Below are 16,597 nucleotides of genomic sequence, written 5' to 3' on the forward strand. Positions count from 1 at the left end.
CACGGCTTCCGCCGTGCCATGGTCACCCCCAAGCAGCACGAGATCACATACCTCTCCACCGTGCCACAAGAAGATCATTCTGCAAGGAACCCTTAGCGGGACTCGGCAGCAGAAGGACAGCACCGAAGCGCACGGTGGAAGGGATCGGGTGTGACGTGGACGCCGCCGGAACCCATGCTGAGCACTCCCGTGCCCGTGCCCGAACTACGGCCGGGCTGGGCGGCAGAGCCCAAGTGGGATGGATTCCGGGCCCTGGTCCGACGGACACAGCGCCCACGGCGCCGACAGCCGGCGCGCGGCGAACACGGACTCCAATGCGGCCCGGCGCCGCCGGTACGGCCACCCGGTCGTGTCCGTCCCGGACAGCCGCAGCAGATCGAACGCGGAAGTGGGCCGGGCCACTCGCCCGCCGCCCGGGCCGCCCCGGCGCCGCGCCGCTGAAGCCGGTTCTGTAGCTGCTCGAAGGCGAGGCGGCCCTCGGCGTCCCATACGACCAGCTCGCCGTTTATGCGGGCTACCACCCCTGTCTCATCAGCCCCTGTCCGTCGGCAGATCGTCGGCTTGAGTGGATGCGAGGCGGTGTGCAAGGTGGAGCAGATCTGCCAGGTGCAGCACCCGTCCGTCGAATCCTGGGAGGGGGATATGGAGCGGCTGGGTCCAGTGGGCGGGGATTGCATCCAGCCCGTAGTACGCGCCCGCGAGGCCTCCGGTCACCGCGGCGACGGTGTCTGTGTCACCGCCAAGGTCGATCGCCGCGCGTATCGCTTCTTCGAAACTGGTGGTGGTACGCAGGGCCCAGACGGCGGAGCCCAGGCAGGGCCAGACGGCACCGTTGAACTCGGTCGCCTGAGCGGGGTGCCAGTCGGGCGCGAGGACGGTGGCGTAGCGGTCGCGGTGGTCTGGATGGATAAGAGCCAGAATGTCCGGGAGCGTGGTGAGGGGGTCGGTGCCCTCGAACGTGACGCGTATGAGTTCGTGGAAGATCGCGGTGCCTTCCCAGGCCGCGCGGTCACCGTGGGTGAGGGCAGCGATGCGGCGGGCCGCGTCCATGGTGGCTTCTTGGCCGCCGACCGCGAAGTGGACCGCGGAGGTCGATGCCCGCATCAAGGAGCCGTTTCCTGCTGCTCGTTGGTTGACCTGGAAGTGGATCGCGGCGGCGAGGTCCCAGGACATGCCGTTGGTCAGGACGTCTTCGGTCTGTAGGCCGATGTCCTTTGGTTCTGATGCTGCCCACCGCTGGAAGCGGGCGAAGATGTCCGGCAGATCCAGTCCGCCCTGCTCCAGCAGCGATTCCGCGACCAGGACGGCCATCTGCGTGTCGTCGGTGGCCTCGCCGGGGTCCCATCCGCCGCCTCCGCACATCTCGCCACCGGCACCGGGCGCGGGAAACCGCGCGGAGAACGCTCCCTGGGGACCGAACTCGAAGGGGCCGCCCAGGGCGTCACCCACGGCTGAGCCGACGATTACGCCGGCGGCCCGCTGAATCCGCTTCATTCGCGCAGGTTATCGGTGGCCGCGCCGACGGCCACGCGGCCCTATTTCCTTCTTCGGCTCCCCGAACCATCGGCGGCGAACGCGTCTCGTCTACGGAGGTGCGCTGCCTGAGAAACCCTGGGTCTGAGACATCCGTACAGGTCACATAACCCCGTCCAGCGCGGTCGCGTCCGGCAGCTGCGCGGCCCCGGCCCCAATCTCCGGAAACGCCGGAAGCATCTCGGTGCCGCGCCTGGAGCGCAGCGTTACCCGGCCCGCATCGACGGATACGAAGAGGGGTCTGCAAGTCCCGTATCACCTAGCGCAACACCCGGCGCAACACTTGTCGCAACACCCAGCGCAACCTGACGCGGTTCCGGGCAGCCGAGTACACGCGGGACGTTCCTCATGCAGCCTGTGCTGCTCGCCGGGTGCGGGTCAGTCGCCGCAGCTCGGTACGCGCGGTCGGCACCGAGGCGACGCACTTCCAGTGCGGGTGCCACCGCAGGCGTACGGCCAGGAGCAGCAGGCGGCGGCTCAGGGCCTTGGTGTCACGGGGCCGGGGCGCGGCGAGCGCTTCGTACTCCAGGCGTGCTGCCGTCTTTACGCTGAGTGCTTCTCTGACGACTGCTGGATCTGGTCGATGAGGTGGTGCTGCCGTACGGCGTCCGCGAAGGTGGTCGCTTCCCGTGGATGGTGTTGTCCTCGGTGTTCTCGAAGGCGCGGTCATTGGTGAGCCGCAGAACGCCCTCGGTGCCGGTGATATCGATCTGTAGGCCCGTCGGGAACTTCTGAGCACCCTCCAGCTGGACGGAGAACAGGCCGCCGTTCTCGAGGGTGCCGATGGCCATGACCTCGTCGGGCTTGGCGGAGGGGACGGTCTCGCCGGTCTCCTCGACGGTGAGTTCGGGGAACTGGGTCTCGATGAGTGCGGTGAGGTCCTTGGGGGGTCCGGCGATCTGGAAGAGCACGTCGAGGAAGTGGCCGCCGTAGATGGAGAGCATGTGGGTGAAGGCGTTGACGTAGAAGGTCCAGGCGACCTTCTCCGGCATGACGGGCGGGAACGCGTCCACGCCGACCGAGATGCGGGCGGCACGCACGTCCCCCACGTAGCCGCGGGCCACGAGGTCCCGTGCGTAGCGGGCGGCGGGCCCCTGGCGGCGCTGGAGGCCGACGACGTGACGGACACCCTTCGCTTCGGCCAGGGCCAGCAGTTCCTCGGAGTCCGACGTACGGGTGGTGAGCGGCCACTCGCTGTAGACGTCCTTGCCGGCCTCGATGGCGGCCTTCACGAGCGGCACGCGCTGTGAAGTCGGTGTCAGTACCGCCACGAGGTCGACGTCGGGGTCCTTGATCAGTTCGTGGGCGTCATCGTAGGCGCGGGGGATGCCGAACTTCTCGGCCGCGTTCTGCGCCGACTCCTTCCGGCGCGCCGACACGGCGACCAGCTCGAACTCCGGGAGGGTCCGCAACGCCGGGATGTGCCCATAACTGGCCCAGCCACCGGCCCCGATGATCCCGACCCTGATTGCCTGCTTGCTCATGCTCTGCTCCTTCACGTTGTGCGGGCTTGGCTCTCCAGCCCTGTGCTACCTGATGGTCTGCGTGTTCCCGGGCGACGTTCCTCTCGTGGCCCGGTGGCGGCTCACCCGGCCACGCGTCGCGGCTCCTGGCGGCGTCGGGGAAGCCGTGCTGGCGTGCGGCGACGGCCACGGCGAGGGCGAGGGCGAGGAGAAGGATGACGAGGGCCGCCAGGCCAGGGACGGCGAACCGGTCCCGCTGAGGAGAATGCCGCCCAGCATGGCGCCTGCGGCGATGCCGGTGTTCCGTCACGACCAGGGACTGGACGACGTCGACGGCTTCGTCCCGCCCCTGGTGCCTCGGCGGCAGTCTGGAGCAGCGGCCCCCCGCACCGCCGGAGGCCAGTCCCCAGATCGCGGCAAAGGCGTAGACCAGCCATGGGATCGCCCATCCCGCAGAGCAGCTAGTCCAGCACCCCGGCGGGGTGCCGGTGTGCCTCGGCAGGAGCAGCCCAGCGAGATGCTCACGGAAGCCGCGACGCTGCGTCAGCGTCGAGAAAGGGTCATCGAGCTTGGTCGTCACGACCCCCAGGCGGTGGGCGAAGCGCACACTGTCCGGTTTTGGCCACCCCGGCCCCGCAGCCAACGCACCGCCGGTGGCAGGACTGCCGCACACTCCGCCCGGTCGCCCAGATGCCGGTCATTCGGAGGGAAGGTTGCCAAGGCGCTCGGCCATGTTCAACTCGAACTCCTTGTCCGTGCTGAAGCCTGCGGCGTTCAGCCTCGGCATCATCGCCTGCGCTTCGGGCCATGCGTCTACCCCGGCGAGCACATGGTTCGACACCCAGAGATCCCCTTCCGAGGGGACGCCGGCGCGCGCGTTGACCAGCTTCTTGCCGGTCTCCAGCGCCCGCTTCTCAAAACGGCTCACGCGCTCGGCGAAGGCGTCGACGAACGCGTCGAGTTCACCGTCGGGAACGGATCGGTTGACCCAGCCATAGCGTTCGGCGATGTCCGCGTCGAAGTCGTCCGCGCCCAGGACGACCTCGAGGGTTCGCGAGCGTCCTATCAGGGCGGCGAGCCATTCGACGCCGCCGCCGCCCGGGATAGAGGAGCCGGCGACCTCAATCAAGGAGAACACCGCCCGCTCCCTCGATGCGAAGCGCATGTCCATGGCAAGGGAGAATTCGAACCCTTGCGCCCGGGCGCGGCCGCGCATCTTTGCCACGCTGATCACGGAAGACTGTGCGAGTCGGGTCACGAAGGTCGGCCAGTGGTCGAACGACGCACCGCCCGGCTGGTCGGCCGCCCCATGACCGCGCGCAACATCGTGGTGATTGACGAAGAAGTCCTCGTCACCGCTCTCGAAAACGACGATCTTGAGATCGGAGTCGTTCTCGATCTCGTCCATCAGGACGTTCAGTTCCGCGAACATCTCCGGGTCGAAGAGGTTGAACGGGGGATTGTCGATGACGATCCGCCAGTAGGCGGGCGACTGGCGGATAACGTTGAGACGGCTGGTGACGGCCATGATGTGTACTCCGTTCAGAGGACCATCGCGGCTGGACACCTGTGATGCCGCCGCGAGGTCGTGTCGTACGTGCGTCACCCCAGGGTCAAACATTGACACCAGTGTCAAGGTCAAACGGGAGGCCGCCCATCCCGCAGAGAGGCTGGCCCGGCACGCCGGCGCAGTACCGGTGCCGGTACTGCGCCGGGGTGCCGGGCCCGTGCAGGCGTGAGCGAGATGTCCCATGCTCGGCGGTGTGCCGTCGGCTTGGATCTGCGCGGCGCTGGTGGTGCTGCGTTACGTGGTCGCTTCGTCGACGGCCTTCATGTAGCCGTCGACGGCGTCGCGGTTCTGGGTGAGGCAGTGAATGCGGGCCGTCATCCGGTCACGCTCGCGCGCGAGGAGTACCAGCAGTTCCGGGTCGGCGTCTTCGACCACGATCTCGCGGGGTTTGTCGAGGCACGGCAGGATCTGCTTGATGATCCGGGTGGGGATTCCGCTGTCGATCAGTCCGCGGATCTGGATCACCCGGTCGACCAGGTGGTCGTCGTGTCGCGGTATCCGTTGGGCAGCCGCTGCGGAACGATCAGTCCTTGCGCCTCGTAGTACCGCAGTGACCGCGCCGGCGTGTCCGTCAGCTTCTCCAGCTCCCCGATGCGCATATGACCATCCTCACTTCCGGCCTCCGGGGTCCGGTGTCTTCACCCGACCGAGTAGCTGCCCGGTCCCGTGCGACGATCAGCCTGGCAGCAGAGCGGCCTGGCTGACGCGCATGAACTCGAGGTAGGCGAGCTTCATCTCCTGCCCGTCCTCAGCCAGCATCTCCAGCCATTCCGCGTGCAGTCCATCTGCCCGCTGCTCAGTCGGCTGTTCGGCCAGTTCTTCGTTCACGAACCTGAGCGTGCTCGTGAACCGCTCCGTCATGCGCCGCAGGGTGCCACCCGCGACCTGTACGGAGTCAGGCCCCAGGAGCGCCAAGTGGCTGCACGCGGTGAGGCGGTTGAACAAGGCTTCCCCGTAGGCCCGCAACGACGCCTCGTCCAGCACCGTGCCCGCTTCCAGTTGCTCACGCCGCCGGACGGACTCGACATTGAAGACGGCGTACATGTCCATCACCTGCAGACACGCCTTCTGCCGCTCCTGGCGGACCCACTGCTGTAGCTCCAGAGCAGCCTGGTCTCGAACCTGTGCCCGTACGGCGGCCGCGTTCATCTCCGCGCCGATCCGAGCACCCCGGACCGCGGCAAGCCCGCCGACGAGAGCGCCAACGACCGCGCCAACGAGCCCGACACTGCCTGCGATAACCGCTGCCCATCCTTGATCCACGCGTTCGAAACTGGCAGAGGCTCGGAACCCCATGAGGCACTTCACCGAACAGTGGCCGCATCAGTCCAGCGCGATGGCTACTTCTCGCTCTGTGCTGGGTCGTGTGACGGAGGTATTCAGGGGCTGTCGCCGCCCCAGTCCCAGCGGGCCGGGTCGCCGGGGCGTGGGTCGTACAGCGCCCGGCCCCCGGGGCCGAACTGCCCGAGTTCCGTGAGGAGGGAGACACCGTCGTCGATCTCCTCCGGCCTCCAGCCGGTGATGTCGAGCAGCAATCCGTTCAGCGGCCCGCCCACCAGTTCGGCGTAGCTCCGGGGGCGCCGCGAGCGGGCCCTGCGCGCGCCTGGAGAACGACCGTGGGCCTACGAAGCACCGATCGAGTCACGAACGTCTCAGATCAAGGAGAGGCCACACCACTTCTCAGAGCGTCGCGCAGCACTGCGACGGACTGGGTAACGGCCGCACGAGTGGCGTTGGTGTCGCTGAGTGGGTTGAGCATCATGAAGTCGTGGGTGATGCCGTCGTAACGGACGGTGGTGATGTCGACGCCCGCGGCGCGGAGCTTGGCCGCGTATGCCTCGCCCTCGTCGCGTAGGACGTCTGCCTCGTCGACAAGGAGGAAGGCCGGTGGGAGATCGGCGAGCTGATCGAGGTTGGCCTTCAGGGGAGAGGCGGTGATCTCGCTGCGCTGCGCGCGATCGGGCGCGTAGGCGTTCCAGAACCACTCCATGGCCTGGGCGGTGAGGAAGTAGCCGGTGGCGAGATCGGCGTAGGACTTGGTGTTCATTTCGGCGTCGGTGACCGGGTAGTACATGGACTGATGCACGAAGCGGACGACGCCACGCTCTTTGGCCATCAGGGCGAGAGCAGCCGTCATGTTTCCGCCGACCGAGTCGCCCGCCACCGCCATGCGGTCCGGATCGAGGCCATGGGCAGCGCCTTCTCGGACGATCCACTGAGCGGTGGCGTAGCCTTGCTCGATCGCCACCGGGTAGTGCGCTTCGGGAGAGCGGGTGTACTCGACGAACACGACCGCAGCCTGCGCCCCGTCCGCGAGCTCGCGCACCAGTCGATCATGGGTGTCGGCGTTGCCCAGAATCCATCCACCGCCGTGCATGTAGAGAACCACGGGGAGGGGTGGCGCGGAGCCGCGCGGCCGGACGATGCGGACACGTACATCGCCGACATCGGCAGGAACGGTGATCCACTCTGAGTCGACATCGAGCTTCTCGATCGGTTCCGCTTGAAGGTCGTCCAGCACCCTGCGGGCCTTCTCGGGCCCCAGTTCGTACAAGAACGGCGGCTGGGACGTGGCATCTGCGAACTGCTGGGCTGCGGACTCCAGAACGATGGAGCCAGAGGGAGCGGTCATGACGAGCTCCGTGAGGTCTGGGGCTGAGAGATGCTGAGGACTCCTGCACGGCCTGACCGCGGAGCGTCAATGCGCCCCGCCACTGGGCAGGCCGCGCAGCATTGCCACAAGCAACAGCGTCGTCCCTCCGAGTCATGATCGCATCCGTGCAGTCGCACGCCCCGGCCCGTACCACCACTGCGCTGTTGCTGCCCGAGCCGAGGCCGAAGCAGGTGGAGGGCCGGCTGTGGGGCCCAGATCGGTCAGGCACCTCGGTCGCGATCTCGGGCAGATCATCGGATGCGAGTCTTCCGACCACCATTCGCCAGGCGGCCCCTTCCAGCGGGTCTGCCTCCGTCACGGGCTCAGCCTGGGTATGCCTCGTTGTCGAAGCGACTGTTTGCGACAACGGTCCAGATCCACGTCGTGCGGCCCAGGATCGGTTCAGTTTCACCCCTCATCTGCCGTGGACCGAGCGGCTCGCACCGTAACCGACCTTCGCGACACTGGGCGTCCGGTCGTGCCGATGTGCGGACGGCCAGAAAGTCACGGAAGCGATCGGCCCCCCGGAGGGGGCGGCGGTGCAGAGCGTGCGCCGGTGGGCCGCCACTTCATCGCTGCGGTTGTACGACCGCTGTTCGAGGTCGACGATTGTTACAACCCGCAATCGGAAGGAGGACCATGAGCGAGCCGACGACCAATGCCCCGCCGATCGTGCTGATCCACGGGCTTTGGATGACCGCCAGAAGCTGGGATCGCTGGGCGCAGTACTACCGGGCGAAGGGCTACGAGGTGGTCGTGCCGACGTACCCAGGGTTCGAGATCGAGGTGGAGGCGCTGCGCGAGAAGCCCGAGATCATCGCCGCGGCATCCGTCCCCGAAACCCTCGACCATCTCAGCGACGTGGTCGAGAGCTTGGACCGTCCGCCGATCATCATGGGCCACTCCTTCGGCGGGACCTTCACCCAACTCCTGGTCAACCGAGGGTTGGGCGCCGCCGCCGTGACGATCGACTCGGCGCCACCCGAGGGTGTGCGGGTGAACCCGCCGTCCCAGATCAAGTCCCTGTTCCCGATCCTCGCCAACCCAGCCAACCGGCACCGCGCGGTGGGCTTCACCAGGGAGCAGTTCCACTATGCGTTCGCCAACACGTGCAGCCGGGAGGAGTCCGACGCGGCGTACGACCGCCTCCACATCCCGGCGCCCGGCAGCTGGGTGTGGGCCTACGGCCTGATAGCCAACTGGAAGCCGGGCCACCAGGAGACCTGGGTCGACTATGACCTGGACGACCGGGCGCCGCTGCTGTTCATCATGGGCGGCAAGGACCACCTGATGCCGCCCTCGGTGATCCGCTCGAACGCGAAGAAGTACCGCAACTCCGAGGCGCTGACCGAGACCTACGAATTCCCGGACCGCTCACACTTCACCGGTGTCGAGCCCGGCTGGGAACAGGTGGCCGATTACGCGCTCGAATGGGCGACCAGCCACGCCCGAACCTCGCCGGGCTGACAAGCCGCCGACAACGGCAACCCACGGCGCCTTATCGCCGGCCCGGCGACTCGGTTGGCGTGCACCGATCTGACGGGATGGCTGTGCCACCCGCAGTTGATCTCCCATACCTCACTCACTCCCTCAACGGACGACGTGAAGAAGTTCGCCGGGGCCGTCACCCCCACAGGGTTGCCCGGTCTTAGCGGCGACTGTGTGCGACCGGATGCCCGGCGAACGGGAAGGTTTGCCATGAAGATCGTCGTAATCGGCGGCACCGGCCTGATCGGTTCGAAACTCGTGCCGCAACTCGCCGAGCACGGCCACGAGACGGTGGCGGCAGCACCGGAGACAGGGGTCAACACCCTCACTGGCGAAGGACTCACCGACGCGCTGGCCGGCACGTCCGTGGTGATCGATGTATCGAACTCGCCGTCCTTCGAGGACAGCGCGGTGATGAGGTTCTTCGAGACCTCCACGCGCAATCTGCTCGCCGCCGAAGCCGCAGCCGGTGTCGCCCACCACGTCGCACTGTCGGTGGTGGGGACCGAGCGATTGCCCGAGAGCGGCTACTTCCGGGCGAAGGTCGCTCAGGAGCAGCTGATCGAGAAATCCTCGATCCCGTACTCGATCGTGCACGCGACACAGTTCTTCGAGTTCGTCGCGAGCATCGCCGACGATGCCACCGCCGGCGGCACGGTCCGGCTGGCCCCGGCGCTCTTCCAACCCATCGCGGGCGACGACGTCGCCCAGGCGGTGGGCCGAATCTCGACCGGGTCGCCGCTGAACGGCAGGGTCGAGGTCGCCGGGCCCGAGCGGTTCCGGATGGACGAATTCTTCCGGCAAGCTCTAGCCGCCCGCCACGACCCGCGTGAGGTTGTCCCGGACCCCCACGCCCGCTACTTCGGAGCCGAACTGAGCGAGGGAACTCTGGTGCCGGGCAGTGACGCGATTCTTGGCGAGACCCGCTTCAGCGACTGGCCGGGCCGGACGGCGGTCTGAAGGTCTCCAACCTACGCCTCCTGGCCCCCGTATCGACGAGGCGGAAGCGGAGCGCGTCGCGGCTCTCGAAGCCCGCCACCGCAACCGCGTGGGGGCCGCACCACCGGATGGAAACTGCGGTGCGGCCCCGTGTCATGGCCTGCCGGGCCGCGTCCGGGTGTCGACGACGTCCACCTTCAAGGATTCTCCCGGCGGAACGGCACGACGTTGTCGGCGGCAGGTGGGCCCGCTGCCTGCTGATCGTCGATTTGGGTGAGCACGGCGCTGGCCAGCGTGAGCCTGGTGACCAGCTGGCGAAGTTCCTTGATCTCGGCTTTCTGGTTGGCGACGGTCTCCTTGAGCTTGGTGACGGTCTCACGAAGACGTCTCTCGGATTCTGGGACCTGTCGTGTTTCGGTGCGGACACGCTCGTAGAACTCGTTTTTCAGGTCGACGTGCCGTCTGAGGAGGGCCATGCGGTGGACGCCTGCCTCTGCGGCAAGGGCGACGACGGTGAGGCTGCCGTTGGAGGTGGTGGCCCTTCCGGCCAGGAGCCGGTCCATAGCCTCGCGGATCCGGGCGCGCTCGTCCTGGTGCTGCTCGTTCCTGTCAGGGCCTCGGCGGGATGGGCGGTGGCGTCGTGCGTGTCGGCCGTCGCGCGCAGCCGGCTTGCATTGGCGTGCAGGCGTTTGCTGACTGGGCCGGGAGAGTGGGAGGCGAGCTCGTCGGCACGTTCGCGCAGGAGACGGGCATGGGCGTCGGTGCGGAGGGCGTTTCCGCAGCCGGGCCGGCAGTCGTACTGCCGCGGGGCCGTAGCGCCGGGCTCGGGTTCGCAGAGGGCGGTGTCGTGTTTGAACGCGCAGATCAAGAACGCGTCGGGGTTGTCATAGAGCACCACGCCGTCCCGGGCGAGGAACTTGGCTGCCTTCCTCGCGAACGTCCCAGAGACGATGCGTCTCTCGAAGCGCGGGGTCTGGGCAGCAGCAGTGAGGGCCCGTCGGGCGCCGGGGCCGGAGACCTTCTCCCCGGCGGCGAGGCGGTCGCGCAGACGGGCGGCGGTGTCGGCTGCGGCGAGAGCGGTCTCGATGTCGAGCTCGCCGTGGATGCCGCTGCGGCTGCGGGAGCCGTAGCCGCTGGAGGTGCGGACATCCAGGATGGTGCGCATGTGCCCGTACTGAGTAGCGAGCGCGATCAGTCCGCCAGGACGGCGGGCACGGACCCCAGCGCCCTGGGCTGTCATCAAGGCGATCTCTTCACGTTCGGGACTGCTGCATGATCGGGTGACAGCGGGGTTTATGCAGCCAGAGCTGCGGGTGGGGTCATGATGGTCTCGTACTCGGCGGGGGTCAATCGGCCCAGGCGTCGTTGCCGTCGGCGCCGGTGGTAGGTCCAGCGCTTCAACCGTCGGACACCTGCTGCACACCCTGGGCTACAGCCTGCAGGAAACCGCGAAGACAACAGAGGGCATCAGCCATCCGGACCGCGATGCCCAGTTCACCCACCTGAATGCCACCGCCGCCGCGTTCCTCAACGATGCCCAGCCAGTGATCAGCGTCGACATCAAGGCCAAGGAATGGCTCGGCAACCGGGACCGGCCCGGTCGCACCTGGCGGCCGGGCAAGAACGCGATCAAGGTGGACTGCCACACGTTCACCACCAACGACCAGCCGATGGCGATCCCCTACGGGATCTACGACATTGCCAACAACAGCTGGGTCAACGTCGGCACCGACCACGACACCGCCCAGTTCGCGGTGGAGTCCATCCGACGCTGGTGGCAGCACCGCGGACGGGCGGACCACCCGAATGCCGGCAGACTCCTGATCACCGCCGACTCCGGCGGCTCCAACGACCCCCGGCCGCTGGACCTGGAAAAGCAACCTTGGCACCTTCGCACGAGAGAGCGGCCTGGAGATCACGGTCTGTCACCTACCGCCGGGGACTTCGAAGTGGAACAAGATAGAGCACCGGATGTTCTGTCACATCACCGCGAACTGGCGGGGACGGCCGCAGACCAGCTACCAGGTCGTCCTCGAGACCATCGCCGCCACAACAACCAAGACCGGCCTGAGCATCGGCGCCGAACTGGACACAGGCAGCTACGACCTCGGCATCAGCGTCACACCCGCCGAATTCCACGCCCTTCCGATCACACCCCACACCTTCCACGGTGACTGGAACTACACACTGTCTCCCGTTCCACCGCGAGCGCCAGACGCGCCGGCCACGACACACCGGACCGACCCGGCCCTGACCGCGGTGCTTACCGATCCGGCCCTGACCGGCATGTCACGAAGCGCCTTCGAGTATTTGGTGGCGGTCTCGGAGCCTTTCTGGGACGCCTTGGCCGAGGCAGCATTCCAGCGACGCTTCCACCGCCCGCGCAGCTACCGCCACCCACAGACCAGCAGCGTGGACCACACCCACCGGCTCCTGGCAGCAATCCTCCGCCGCCGCAGAGCGGTGACCATGACGTTCCTGGCCCAACTACTGGGCGTCAACCACACCAACCTGTCCATCCAGTACCAGGACGCAAAACGGCTCCTGGGCCTGCACCGGATCCTCGTCACGCCGATACCAGGATCGCCCGCCCGCACATTGGAACAGCTACACGCCCGAACAACCCCCGCGGAAACCCGTCGCTGACAGTTATTGAAATACGGCCCCCGGCCGCACCGAGAACTGCCAGATCGGCGTCTTCGCCGCCCACGCCACCACCCGCGGACGCGCCCTGGTGGACCGCGAGCTGGTATCTGCCCAAGTCCTGGACGGACGACCGCGAACGCTGTTCGCGCCGCCAAGATTCCCGATGAGAACTTCGCCACCAAACCACAGCTGGCCAGGGCCACGGTGCTGTGCGCACTCGCCTCGCCGCTGCCGATCGCCTGGGTGACCGCGGATGCCGCCTACGGCCAGGAATGGCGCTTTCGCCGGATGCTGGAAGAAACCGCCGTCGGCTACGTGCTCGCCGTCCCGAAGTCTCAGCAGGTGCCGCGCTTTGGCCGTAAACGGCACCCCAACTGACGGAAAGCTCCATGGATGACGGCTTGGGCGGAGTACGGCTCACGCCTGTCTCACCAAAGACGCCTGTCGCACTGCGTGCCCGGCCTCTTGCCCATACCCACATGCAGGGCCGCAAGATATCCGTAGCATCACCGACGGTGCCCGATGGCACCTTCGACAATGAGAGAGATGCCGATACCCAGCATCCAGACATCCTTGGCCAGCGGGATTCCCTGCTCAGTGGGGCGCAGGCTGCCATCCTTGCGCATGCCCGGCACGCGCAGGTACAGCCCGAGCGAGCCGACAGAGAACGCGGTCAGCGCAGCCCCGGCAATTGCGGCAGGGACCACAGGGAGGAGCAACGCGGTGGCAACAGCCATCTCCCCTGCAGAGAGTGACCGGGTGAACCGCTGGGCGTCGAGCTTGCCCAGGAAGGGATATGCGGTGGTGGCGAACTGCTGCAGTCCCTCAGCGGTGGCCTGATCCACGCCGCGTTTGGACAGCCCGGAATTCAGGAAGAACGCGCCGACAGTAAGCCTGAGCGGCAGCTGCCGCGCTGCGGATCGCCATGCGGAAGCGGATGTCATGCGAGCCTCCCAACCACTTGCCCCGCATACCACCTTCCCATCGCACCGAAGCAAGTCAAACGCACAGCTCCACTGCCTGATGTGCGTTCTTCGGGTTCGGTGCAGCCGGTGAAGACCTGACAACACCGGGTCGCCGCATGCCCCGCGGCCCCCGGGGCCGGATCTTTCCGCACATCGCCGGGTCTTGCCTGGCGCCACGCTCCGATTCGAGGGCGTCGGTCCCAGCGCATACACTTGAAGTTCAGTAAGACAGGGAACTGTCATGAAGATATCGTCACTGATAATTCGGGTATCGGATCTGGATCGATCCATTGAACTTCTACAAGTACATCTTGGACCTCGAAGTGGCTTTGCGTGAGAACAACTTGGCGCTTCTCGCCTCTGCAGACGGTTCGCAGATTCATTTACATGCCGAAAAAGCCGAACACGTGACAAGCTATGTCGGCTTGCATGCGGCTGCATGGATGACTGATCCAAAAGATAAATTACTGTCTATAGAATGTCGCTTGAAGCAACTGAAGTCGTATACGAGAACCATTACTCGCGACGCTTTTGTGATTGTCGAGGGGCGGGATCCGGACAGGATTGTCCTTCTTGTCGCACACCACACCGGATCGGTCGGGGCTGTCCGCCGCACGATCATCTCAGCAGTGGCAGCTTGGTAGGCGCAGGTATCCAACAGTGCCACCACTGCCCCCAGTCGCCGACAACATTCGAAACTGATGCAGGCGCCGGCATCCGGGCGCTGGTCCAGCAGGGTCGGACCCAGCCGGTGGCTGGAGTCCCTGCCCTTGCGTGCGCTATGAAGCGTGATGCCTCAGCAGCCGACGACTTCGCATCTACATGCCATAAGGGCAGCGCTGTTCGGCCATGTGCGCGTAGGGCCGCGGGGGTGCCTTCGACGCATAAGTGGCGTGGGAGAAGACTGGGTAGCGCTTGACCATCGCGTCGTTCGCCTCTGGTCCGGCGTCCGAGGCGGCGTCGGTGAACGTGGTGATGGGGTAACCGTGTTCCATGCGACTGCGGGCGGCGGGCTCCAGCGCATCGCGCCAATCATGCCCGCGATGGCGATGTACTCAGTTGAATCTCCAGGTCTGTCGTGGCCAGGACGTCGATGTCTTATGCGGGGCAATGACGATTTCGCCCTCGATGGGGGGAGGGATCGGGGTGGAACTCGGCGCCCAGCTGCCCTCCTGGCATCCGGTCGTCGAACATCACGTGGTCGATGCCAGCGGGGCACTTTCACGTAATTGGTCGTCTTCCGTGTACGACGCGAGAGCAAAGAAAACGCGAATATCCTGGGCACGGGCTCCCGCGAGCAGACGCTTGAGATTCTCGGAGCGCAAGCCCTGTCTTCGCGGCCCCGTGGGCCCGCGCACGCGTCTCCGGCATGCGGCCCGCGGCGCCTGCCCCGCCGTCGCGCGACGGCTCCCGCGCGCCACGGACACTGCTCCGGACGTGCGTCATGGGCCGTTCTCACCCGCTGACGCGATCTTCACTCGGCCAGACCATCACCTCGCGCCGCACGGGTGCGGTGAAGGCAGTGTCGTCAGCAGTCATCTCCCCAGAGAAAGAGTGGATATGAAGCACATACGGCCCGCCACCGCCAGGCGGGCACTCCCCTTGGCCGCCCTCCTCCCCGCCGTCACCCTGATGGTCGCCGCCCCGTCCATGGCGTCCGAGAGCGCCGACAGCGCCAAGCCTGGCGAGAACGCCAAGCCGACCGTCGTGCTGGTGCACGGTGCCTTCGCGGACGCCTCGGGCTGGAGCAAGGTCATCCAGAGCCTGCAGGCCCGGGGGTATCCGGTGATCGCCACCGCCAACCCGCTTCGCAGCCTCTCCGGCGACTCCGACTACCTTGCCGCGCTACTCAAGACGATCAAGGGTCCCATCGTCCTCGCCGCTCACTCCTACGGCGGCGCTGTCATCACCAACGCGGCAGCCGGCAACCCGAACGTCAAGTCCCTCGTCTACATCGCCGGATTCGCGCCGGACAAGGGCGAGAACACCCTGAAACTGACGGCCATGTTCCCTGGCAGCCGATTGACGGACGACCCCCAGGCACCCGTTCCCACCGCTCTCAACGCCGTTCCGCTCAACGGCGGTCCCAACGATGTCGATCTCTACATCGAACCGGAGAAGTTCAGCGACGTCTTCCTGAGCCACCGCGTGGACGGGCGCCGGGCCGCTGTACTGGCCGCCTCACAGCGACCGGCGGCCGCCGTCACCGGGAGCGAACCGACCAAGGCCGTAGCGTGGAAATCGATTCCCTCGTGGTACCTGGTTGCCACCGACGACCGCACGATCGGTGCCGACAACCTGCGCTTCATGGCCAAGCGGGCCGGCTCGACCACCGTCGAGGTCGACGCCCCGCACGACGTGCTGGAGACCAACCCCGGCGAGGTCACCGACCTGATCCTGCAGGCGGCGCAGGGCTCCCGACCCAGCCTCGCCCAGACCGGCACCGGCGAGCAGAGCATAGTCCTCGGGGGCGTGGCGGTTCTGGCGATCGCCGGGGGCGCGTCCCTGGTCGTCCGGTCGCGCCACGCCTGACGCAGACGCTTCCTCAGCGTGCTTGCCGCGCAGCGGACTCGACCCCGAGGCGGTCTCCGACGCCCACCCGCATCGGCCCCGCGCCCAGCTCGACATCCGGCCCACCGGCCACAGCCCCCGCCGGGGCCGTCACATACGTGACGTCACCGCCATCTCGGGGCATGGGGTGTGGCCACGACGCCGATTGGACGCAGCAAACGCTGACCGAGGGCAGCAGGTCACCTTCGACGTCGCCGCTGGGGTGTCGAGCAGGGTGATGCGGGCTGTGATGCGTTTGCCGACCGGCTGCTGCTCGATGAAGAGGGTGCCTCGGCGACGGCCTTGACGATCTCCAGGCCGTGCTAACCGATCCGGTCGGATCGGCGGCCCGGGCCACGGGAACGGTGGGGGCGCCGTCCCACACGAGGACGTCCACGGCGCGGGTGTTGATGCGCAGTTCCACCAGGACCGGGCCGGGGGCGTATTTGCAGGCGTTGGTGACCAACTCGCTGACCACCAACTGGGTCAGGTCCCTCGTACGGGCGGGCACCGACAGGGGATAGTCGGCTTGAGCCTGGGTCGAGGAAAGCGAAGGCGTGCTGGCGGGCATCGGCGATGCAGCCGTCGTCACCACCGAGGGCGTAGCCGGCGCGTATCAGGTGCTCATCCGGTCCACTACGGCCGTCACCGTCGGCGTGGGATCCCACTGGCGTCGCCCTCATTCCCGGTTCACGAGTGCGCCACTACCCGCCATCTCGTCGTACATGCCTGCGGCATGGTGTTCGGCACAGCCGCCCGCATTTACTGTAATACGGTCGACGACCTGGTC

13 protein-coding genes and 5 pseudogenes are annotated in these 16,597 nt (G+C 67.0%); 6 read left to right on the forward strand and 12 right to left on the reverse strand.

Annotated elements, in window-relative coordinates; all coding sequences use genetic code 11:
- Positions 1-531: 531 nt before the first annotated feature.
- The 7 genes and pseudogenes from ACFWWR_RS42400 to ACFWWR_RS42430 all read right to left on the reverse strand — a co-directional run bounded on the left by ACFWWR_RS42400 (position 532) and on the right by ACFWWR_RS42430 (position 7,198).
- Entirely contained in the window at positions 532-1,494 is a 963-nt protein-coding gene (locus ACFWWR_RS42400; RefSeq protein ID WP_384309443.1) for an ADP-ribosylglycohydrolase family protein, read from the reverse strand.
- 530 nt (positions 1,495-2,024) lie between these two features.
- Positions 2,025-3,017, reverse strand: a complete 993-nt coding sequence (locus ACFWWR_RS42405) for a Gfo/Idh/MocA family protein (protein ID WP_384309446.1) — start codon at positions 3,015-3,017, stop codon at positions 2,025-2,027.
- Positions 3,018-3,693: 676 nt separating this feature from the next.
- Entirely contained in the window at positions 3,694-4,524 is an 831-nt protein-coding gene (locus ACFWWR_RS42410) for an enoyl-CoA hydratase/isomerase family protein (RefSeq protein WP_384309448.1), read from the reverse strand.
- Between the two features lie 276 nt (positions 4,525-4,800).
- A pseudogene (locus tag ACFWWR_RS42415) lies at positions 4,801-5,165 on the reverse strand (MerR family transcriptional regulator).
- 76 nt (positions 5,166-5,241) lie between these two features.
- Positions 5,242-5,862 (reverse strand): hypothetical protein, encoded by a 621-nt coding sequence (locus ACFWWR_RS42420; RefSeq protein WP_384309450.1) that lies wholly within the window; start codon positions 5,860-5,862, stop codon positions 5,242-5,244.
- An 83-nt stretch (positions 5,863-5,945) separates the two neighbouring features.
- Positions 5,946-6,140, reverse strand: a pseudogene (locus ACFWWR_RS42425) (hypothetical protein); the annotation flags it as partial.
- Positions 6,141-6,223: 83 nt separating this feature from the next.
- A complete protein-coding gene (locus ACFWWR_RS42430; RefSeq protein ID WP_384309452.1) occupies positions 6,224-7,198 on the reverse strand; it encodes an alpha/beta hydrolase in 975 nt (324 codons plus the stop codon).
- A gap of 660 nt (positions 7,199-7,858) precedes the next feature.
- On the opposite strand from ACFWWR_RS42430, the gene ACFWWR_RS42435 reads away from it, so the two are divergent.
- Together ACFWWR_RS42435 and ACFWWR_RS42440 are read left to right on the forward strand one after the other, a co-directional pair.
- Entirely contained in the window at positions 7,859-8,686 is an 828-nt protein-coding gene (locus ACFWWR_RS42435) for an alpha/beta hydrolase (protein WP_384309455.1), read from the forward strand.
- Between the two features lie 231 nt (positions 8,687-8,917).
- Positions 8,918-9,667 (forward strand): SDR family oxidoreductase, encoded by a 750-nt coding sequence (locus ACFWWR_RS42440; protein ID WP_384309458.1) that lies wholly within the window; start codon positions 8,918-8,920, stop codon positions 9,665-9,667.
- A gap of 176 nt (positions 9,668-9,843) precedes the next feature.
- On the opposite strand, the gene ACFWWR_RS42445 is transcribed toward ACFWWR_RS42440, so the two are convergent.
- Both ACFWWR_RS42445 and ACFWWR_RS42450 read right to left on the reverse strand, forming a co-directional pair.
- Positions 9,844-10,209 (reverse strand): hypothetical protein, encoded by a 366-nt coding sequence (locus ACFWWR_RS42445; protein WP_384309460.1) that lies wholly within the window; start codon positions 10,207-10,209, stop codon positions 9,844-9,846.
- On the reverse strand, positions 10,092-10,811 hold the full coding sequence (locus ACFWWR_RS42450) for a hypothetical protein (RefSeq protein WP_384309512.1): 720 nt from the start codon (positions 10,809-10,811) through the stop codon (positions 10,092-10,094). Before ACFWWR_RS42450 ends, ACFWWR_RS42445 begins: the two co-directional genes overlap by 118 nt.
- Before the next feature lie 226 nt (positions 10,812-11,037).
- On the opposite strand from ACFWWR_RS42450, the pseudogene ACFWWR_RS42455 reads away from it, so the two are divergent.
- Both ACFWWR_RS42455 and ACFWWR_RS42460 read left to right on the forward strand, forming a co-directional pair.
- Positions 11,038-12,309 (forward strand): annotated as a pseudogene (locus tag ACFWWR_RS42455) (ISAzo13 family transposase); the annotation flags it as partial.
- A 5-nt stretch (positions 12,310-12,314) separates the two neighbouring features.
- Positions 12,315-12,616 (forward strand): annotated as a pseudogene (locus tag ACFWWR_RS42460) (transposase); the annotation flags it as partial.
- A gap of 182 nt (positions 12,617-12,798) precedes the next feature.
- Here ACFWWR_RS42460 and ACFWWR_RS42465 read toward each other — a convergent pair.
- The gene (locus ACFWWR_RS42465) at positions 12,799-13,236 is read right to left on the reverse strand and encodes a hypothetical protein (RefSeq protein WP_384309463.1); all 438 of its coding nucleotides are present in this window, start codon (positions 13,234-13,236) and stop codon (positions 12,799-12,801) included.
- Positions 13,237-13,568: 332 nt separating this feature from the next.
- Between ACFWWR_RS42465 and ACFWWR_RS42470 the strand changes: the two genes are divergently transcribed.
- A complete protein-coding gene (locus ACFWWR_RS42470; RefSeq protein ID WP_384309466.1) occupies positions 13,569-13,901 on the forward strand; it encodes a hypothetical protein in 333 nt (110 codons plus the stop codon).
- A 174-nt stretch (positions 13,902-14,075) separates the two neighbouring features.
- Here the strand turns inward: ACFWWR_RS42470 and ACFWWR_RS42475 are convergent, their stop codons facing one another.
- On the reverse strand, positions 14,076-14,252 hold the full coding sequence (locus tag ACFWWR_RS42475; RefSeq protein ID WP_384309469.1) for a hypothetical protein: 177 nt from the start codon (positions 14,250-14,252) through the stop codon (positions 14,076-14,078).
- Positions 14,253-14,817: 565 nt separating this feature from the next.
- Between ACFWWR_RS42475 and ACFWWR_RS42480 the strand changes: the two genes are divergently transcribed.
- Positions 14,818-15,789 carry an alpha/beta fold hydrolase gene (locus tag ACFWWR_RS42480; protein ID WP_384309471.1) on the forward strand — a complete coding sequence of 324 codons (972 nt, stop codon included), beginning with the start codon at positions 14,818-14,820 and terminating at the stop codon, positions 15,787-15,789.
- Positions 15,790-16,023: 234 nt separating this feature from the next.
- Here the strand turns inward: ACFWWR_RS42480 and ACFWWR_RS42485 are convergent.
- Positions 16,024-16,475, reverse strand: a pseudogene (locus ACFWWR_RS42485) (ATP-binding protein); the annotation flags it as partial.
- Positions 16,476-16,597: the final 122 nt, after the last annotated feature.

Source organism: Streptomyces sp. NPDC058678 (assembly GCF_042714835.1).
Taxonomy (GTDB): domain Bacteria; phylum Actinomycetota; class Actinomycetes; order Streptomycetales; family Streptomycetaceae; genus Streptomyces.

What these genes read in the sequence shown, in the direction of transcription:
- ACFWWR_RS42400 (WP_384309443.1), bottom strand. Translation starts at nt 1,494, where the DNA reads ATGAAGCGGATTCAGCGGGCCGCCGGCGTAATCGTCGGCTCAGCCGTG.
- ACFWWR_RS42405 (WP_384309446.1), bottom strand. Translation starts at nt 3,017, where the DNA reads ATGAGCAAGCAGGCAATCAGGGTCGGGATCATCGGGGCCGGTGGCTGG.
- ACFWWR_RS42410 (WP_384309448.1), bottom strand. Translation starts at nt 4,524, where the DNA reads ATGGCCGTCACCAGCCGTCTCAACGTTATCCGCCAGTCGCCCGCCTAC.
- ACFWWR_RS42420 (WP_384309450.1), bottom strand. Translation starts at nt 5,862, where the DNA reads ATGGGGTTCCGAGCCTCTGCCAGTTTCGAACGCGTGGATCAAGGATGG.
- ACFWWR_RS42430 (WP_384309452.1), bottom strand. Translation starts at nt 7,198, where the DNA reads ATGACCGCTCCCTCTGGCTCCATCGTTCTGGAGTCCGCAGCCCAGCAG.
- ACFWWR_RS42435 (WP_384309455.1), top strand. Translation starts at nt 7,859, where the DNA reads ATGAGCGAGCCGACGACCAATGCCCCGCCGATCGTGCTGATCCACGGG.
- ACFWWR_RS42440 (WP_384309458.1), top strand. Translation starts at nt 8,918, where the DNA reads ATGAAGATCGTCGTAATCGGCGGCACCGGCCTGATCGGTTCGAAACTC.
- ACFWWR_RS42445 (WP_384309460.1), bottom strand. Translation starts at nt 10,209, where the DNA reads ATGGACCGGCTCCTGGCCGGAAGGGCCACCACCTCCAACGGCAGCCTC.
- ACFWWR_RS42450 (WP_384309512.1), bottom strand. Translation starts at nt 10,811, where the DNA reads ATGCGCACCATCCTGGATGTCCGCACCTCCAGCGGCTACGGCTCCCGC.
- ACFWWR_RS42465 (WP_384309463.1), bottom strand. Translation starts at nt 13,236, where the DNA reads ATGACATCCGCTTCCGCATGGCGATCCGCAGCGCGGCAGCTGCCGCTC.
- ACFWWR_RS42475 (WP_384309469.1), bottom strand. Translation starts at nt 14,252, where the DNA reads ATGGAACACGGTTACCCCATCACCACGTTCACCGACGCCGCCTCGGAC.
- ACFWWR_RS42480 (WP_384309471.1), top strand. Translation starts at nt 14,818, where the DNA reads ATGAAGCACATACGGCCCGCCACCGCCAGGCGGGCACTCCCCTTGGCC.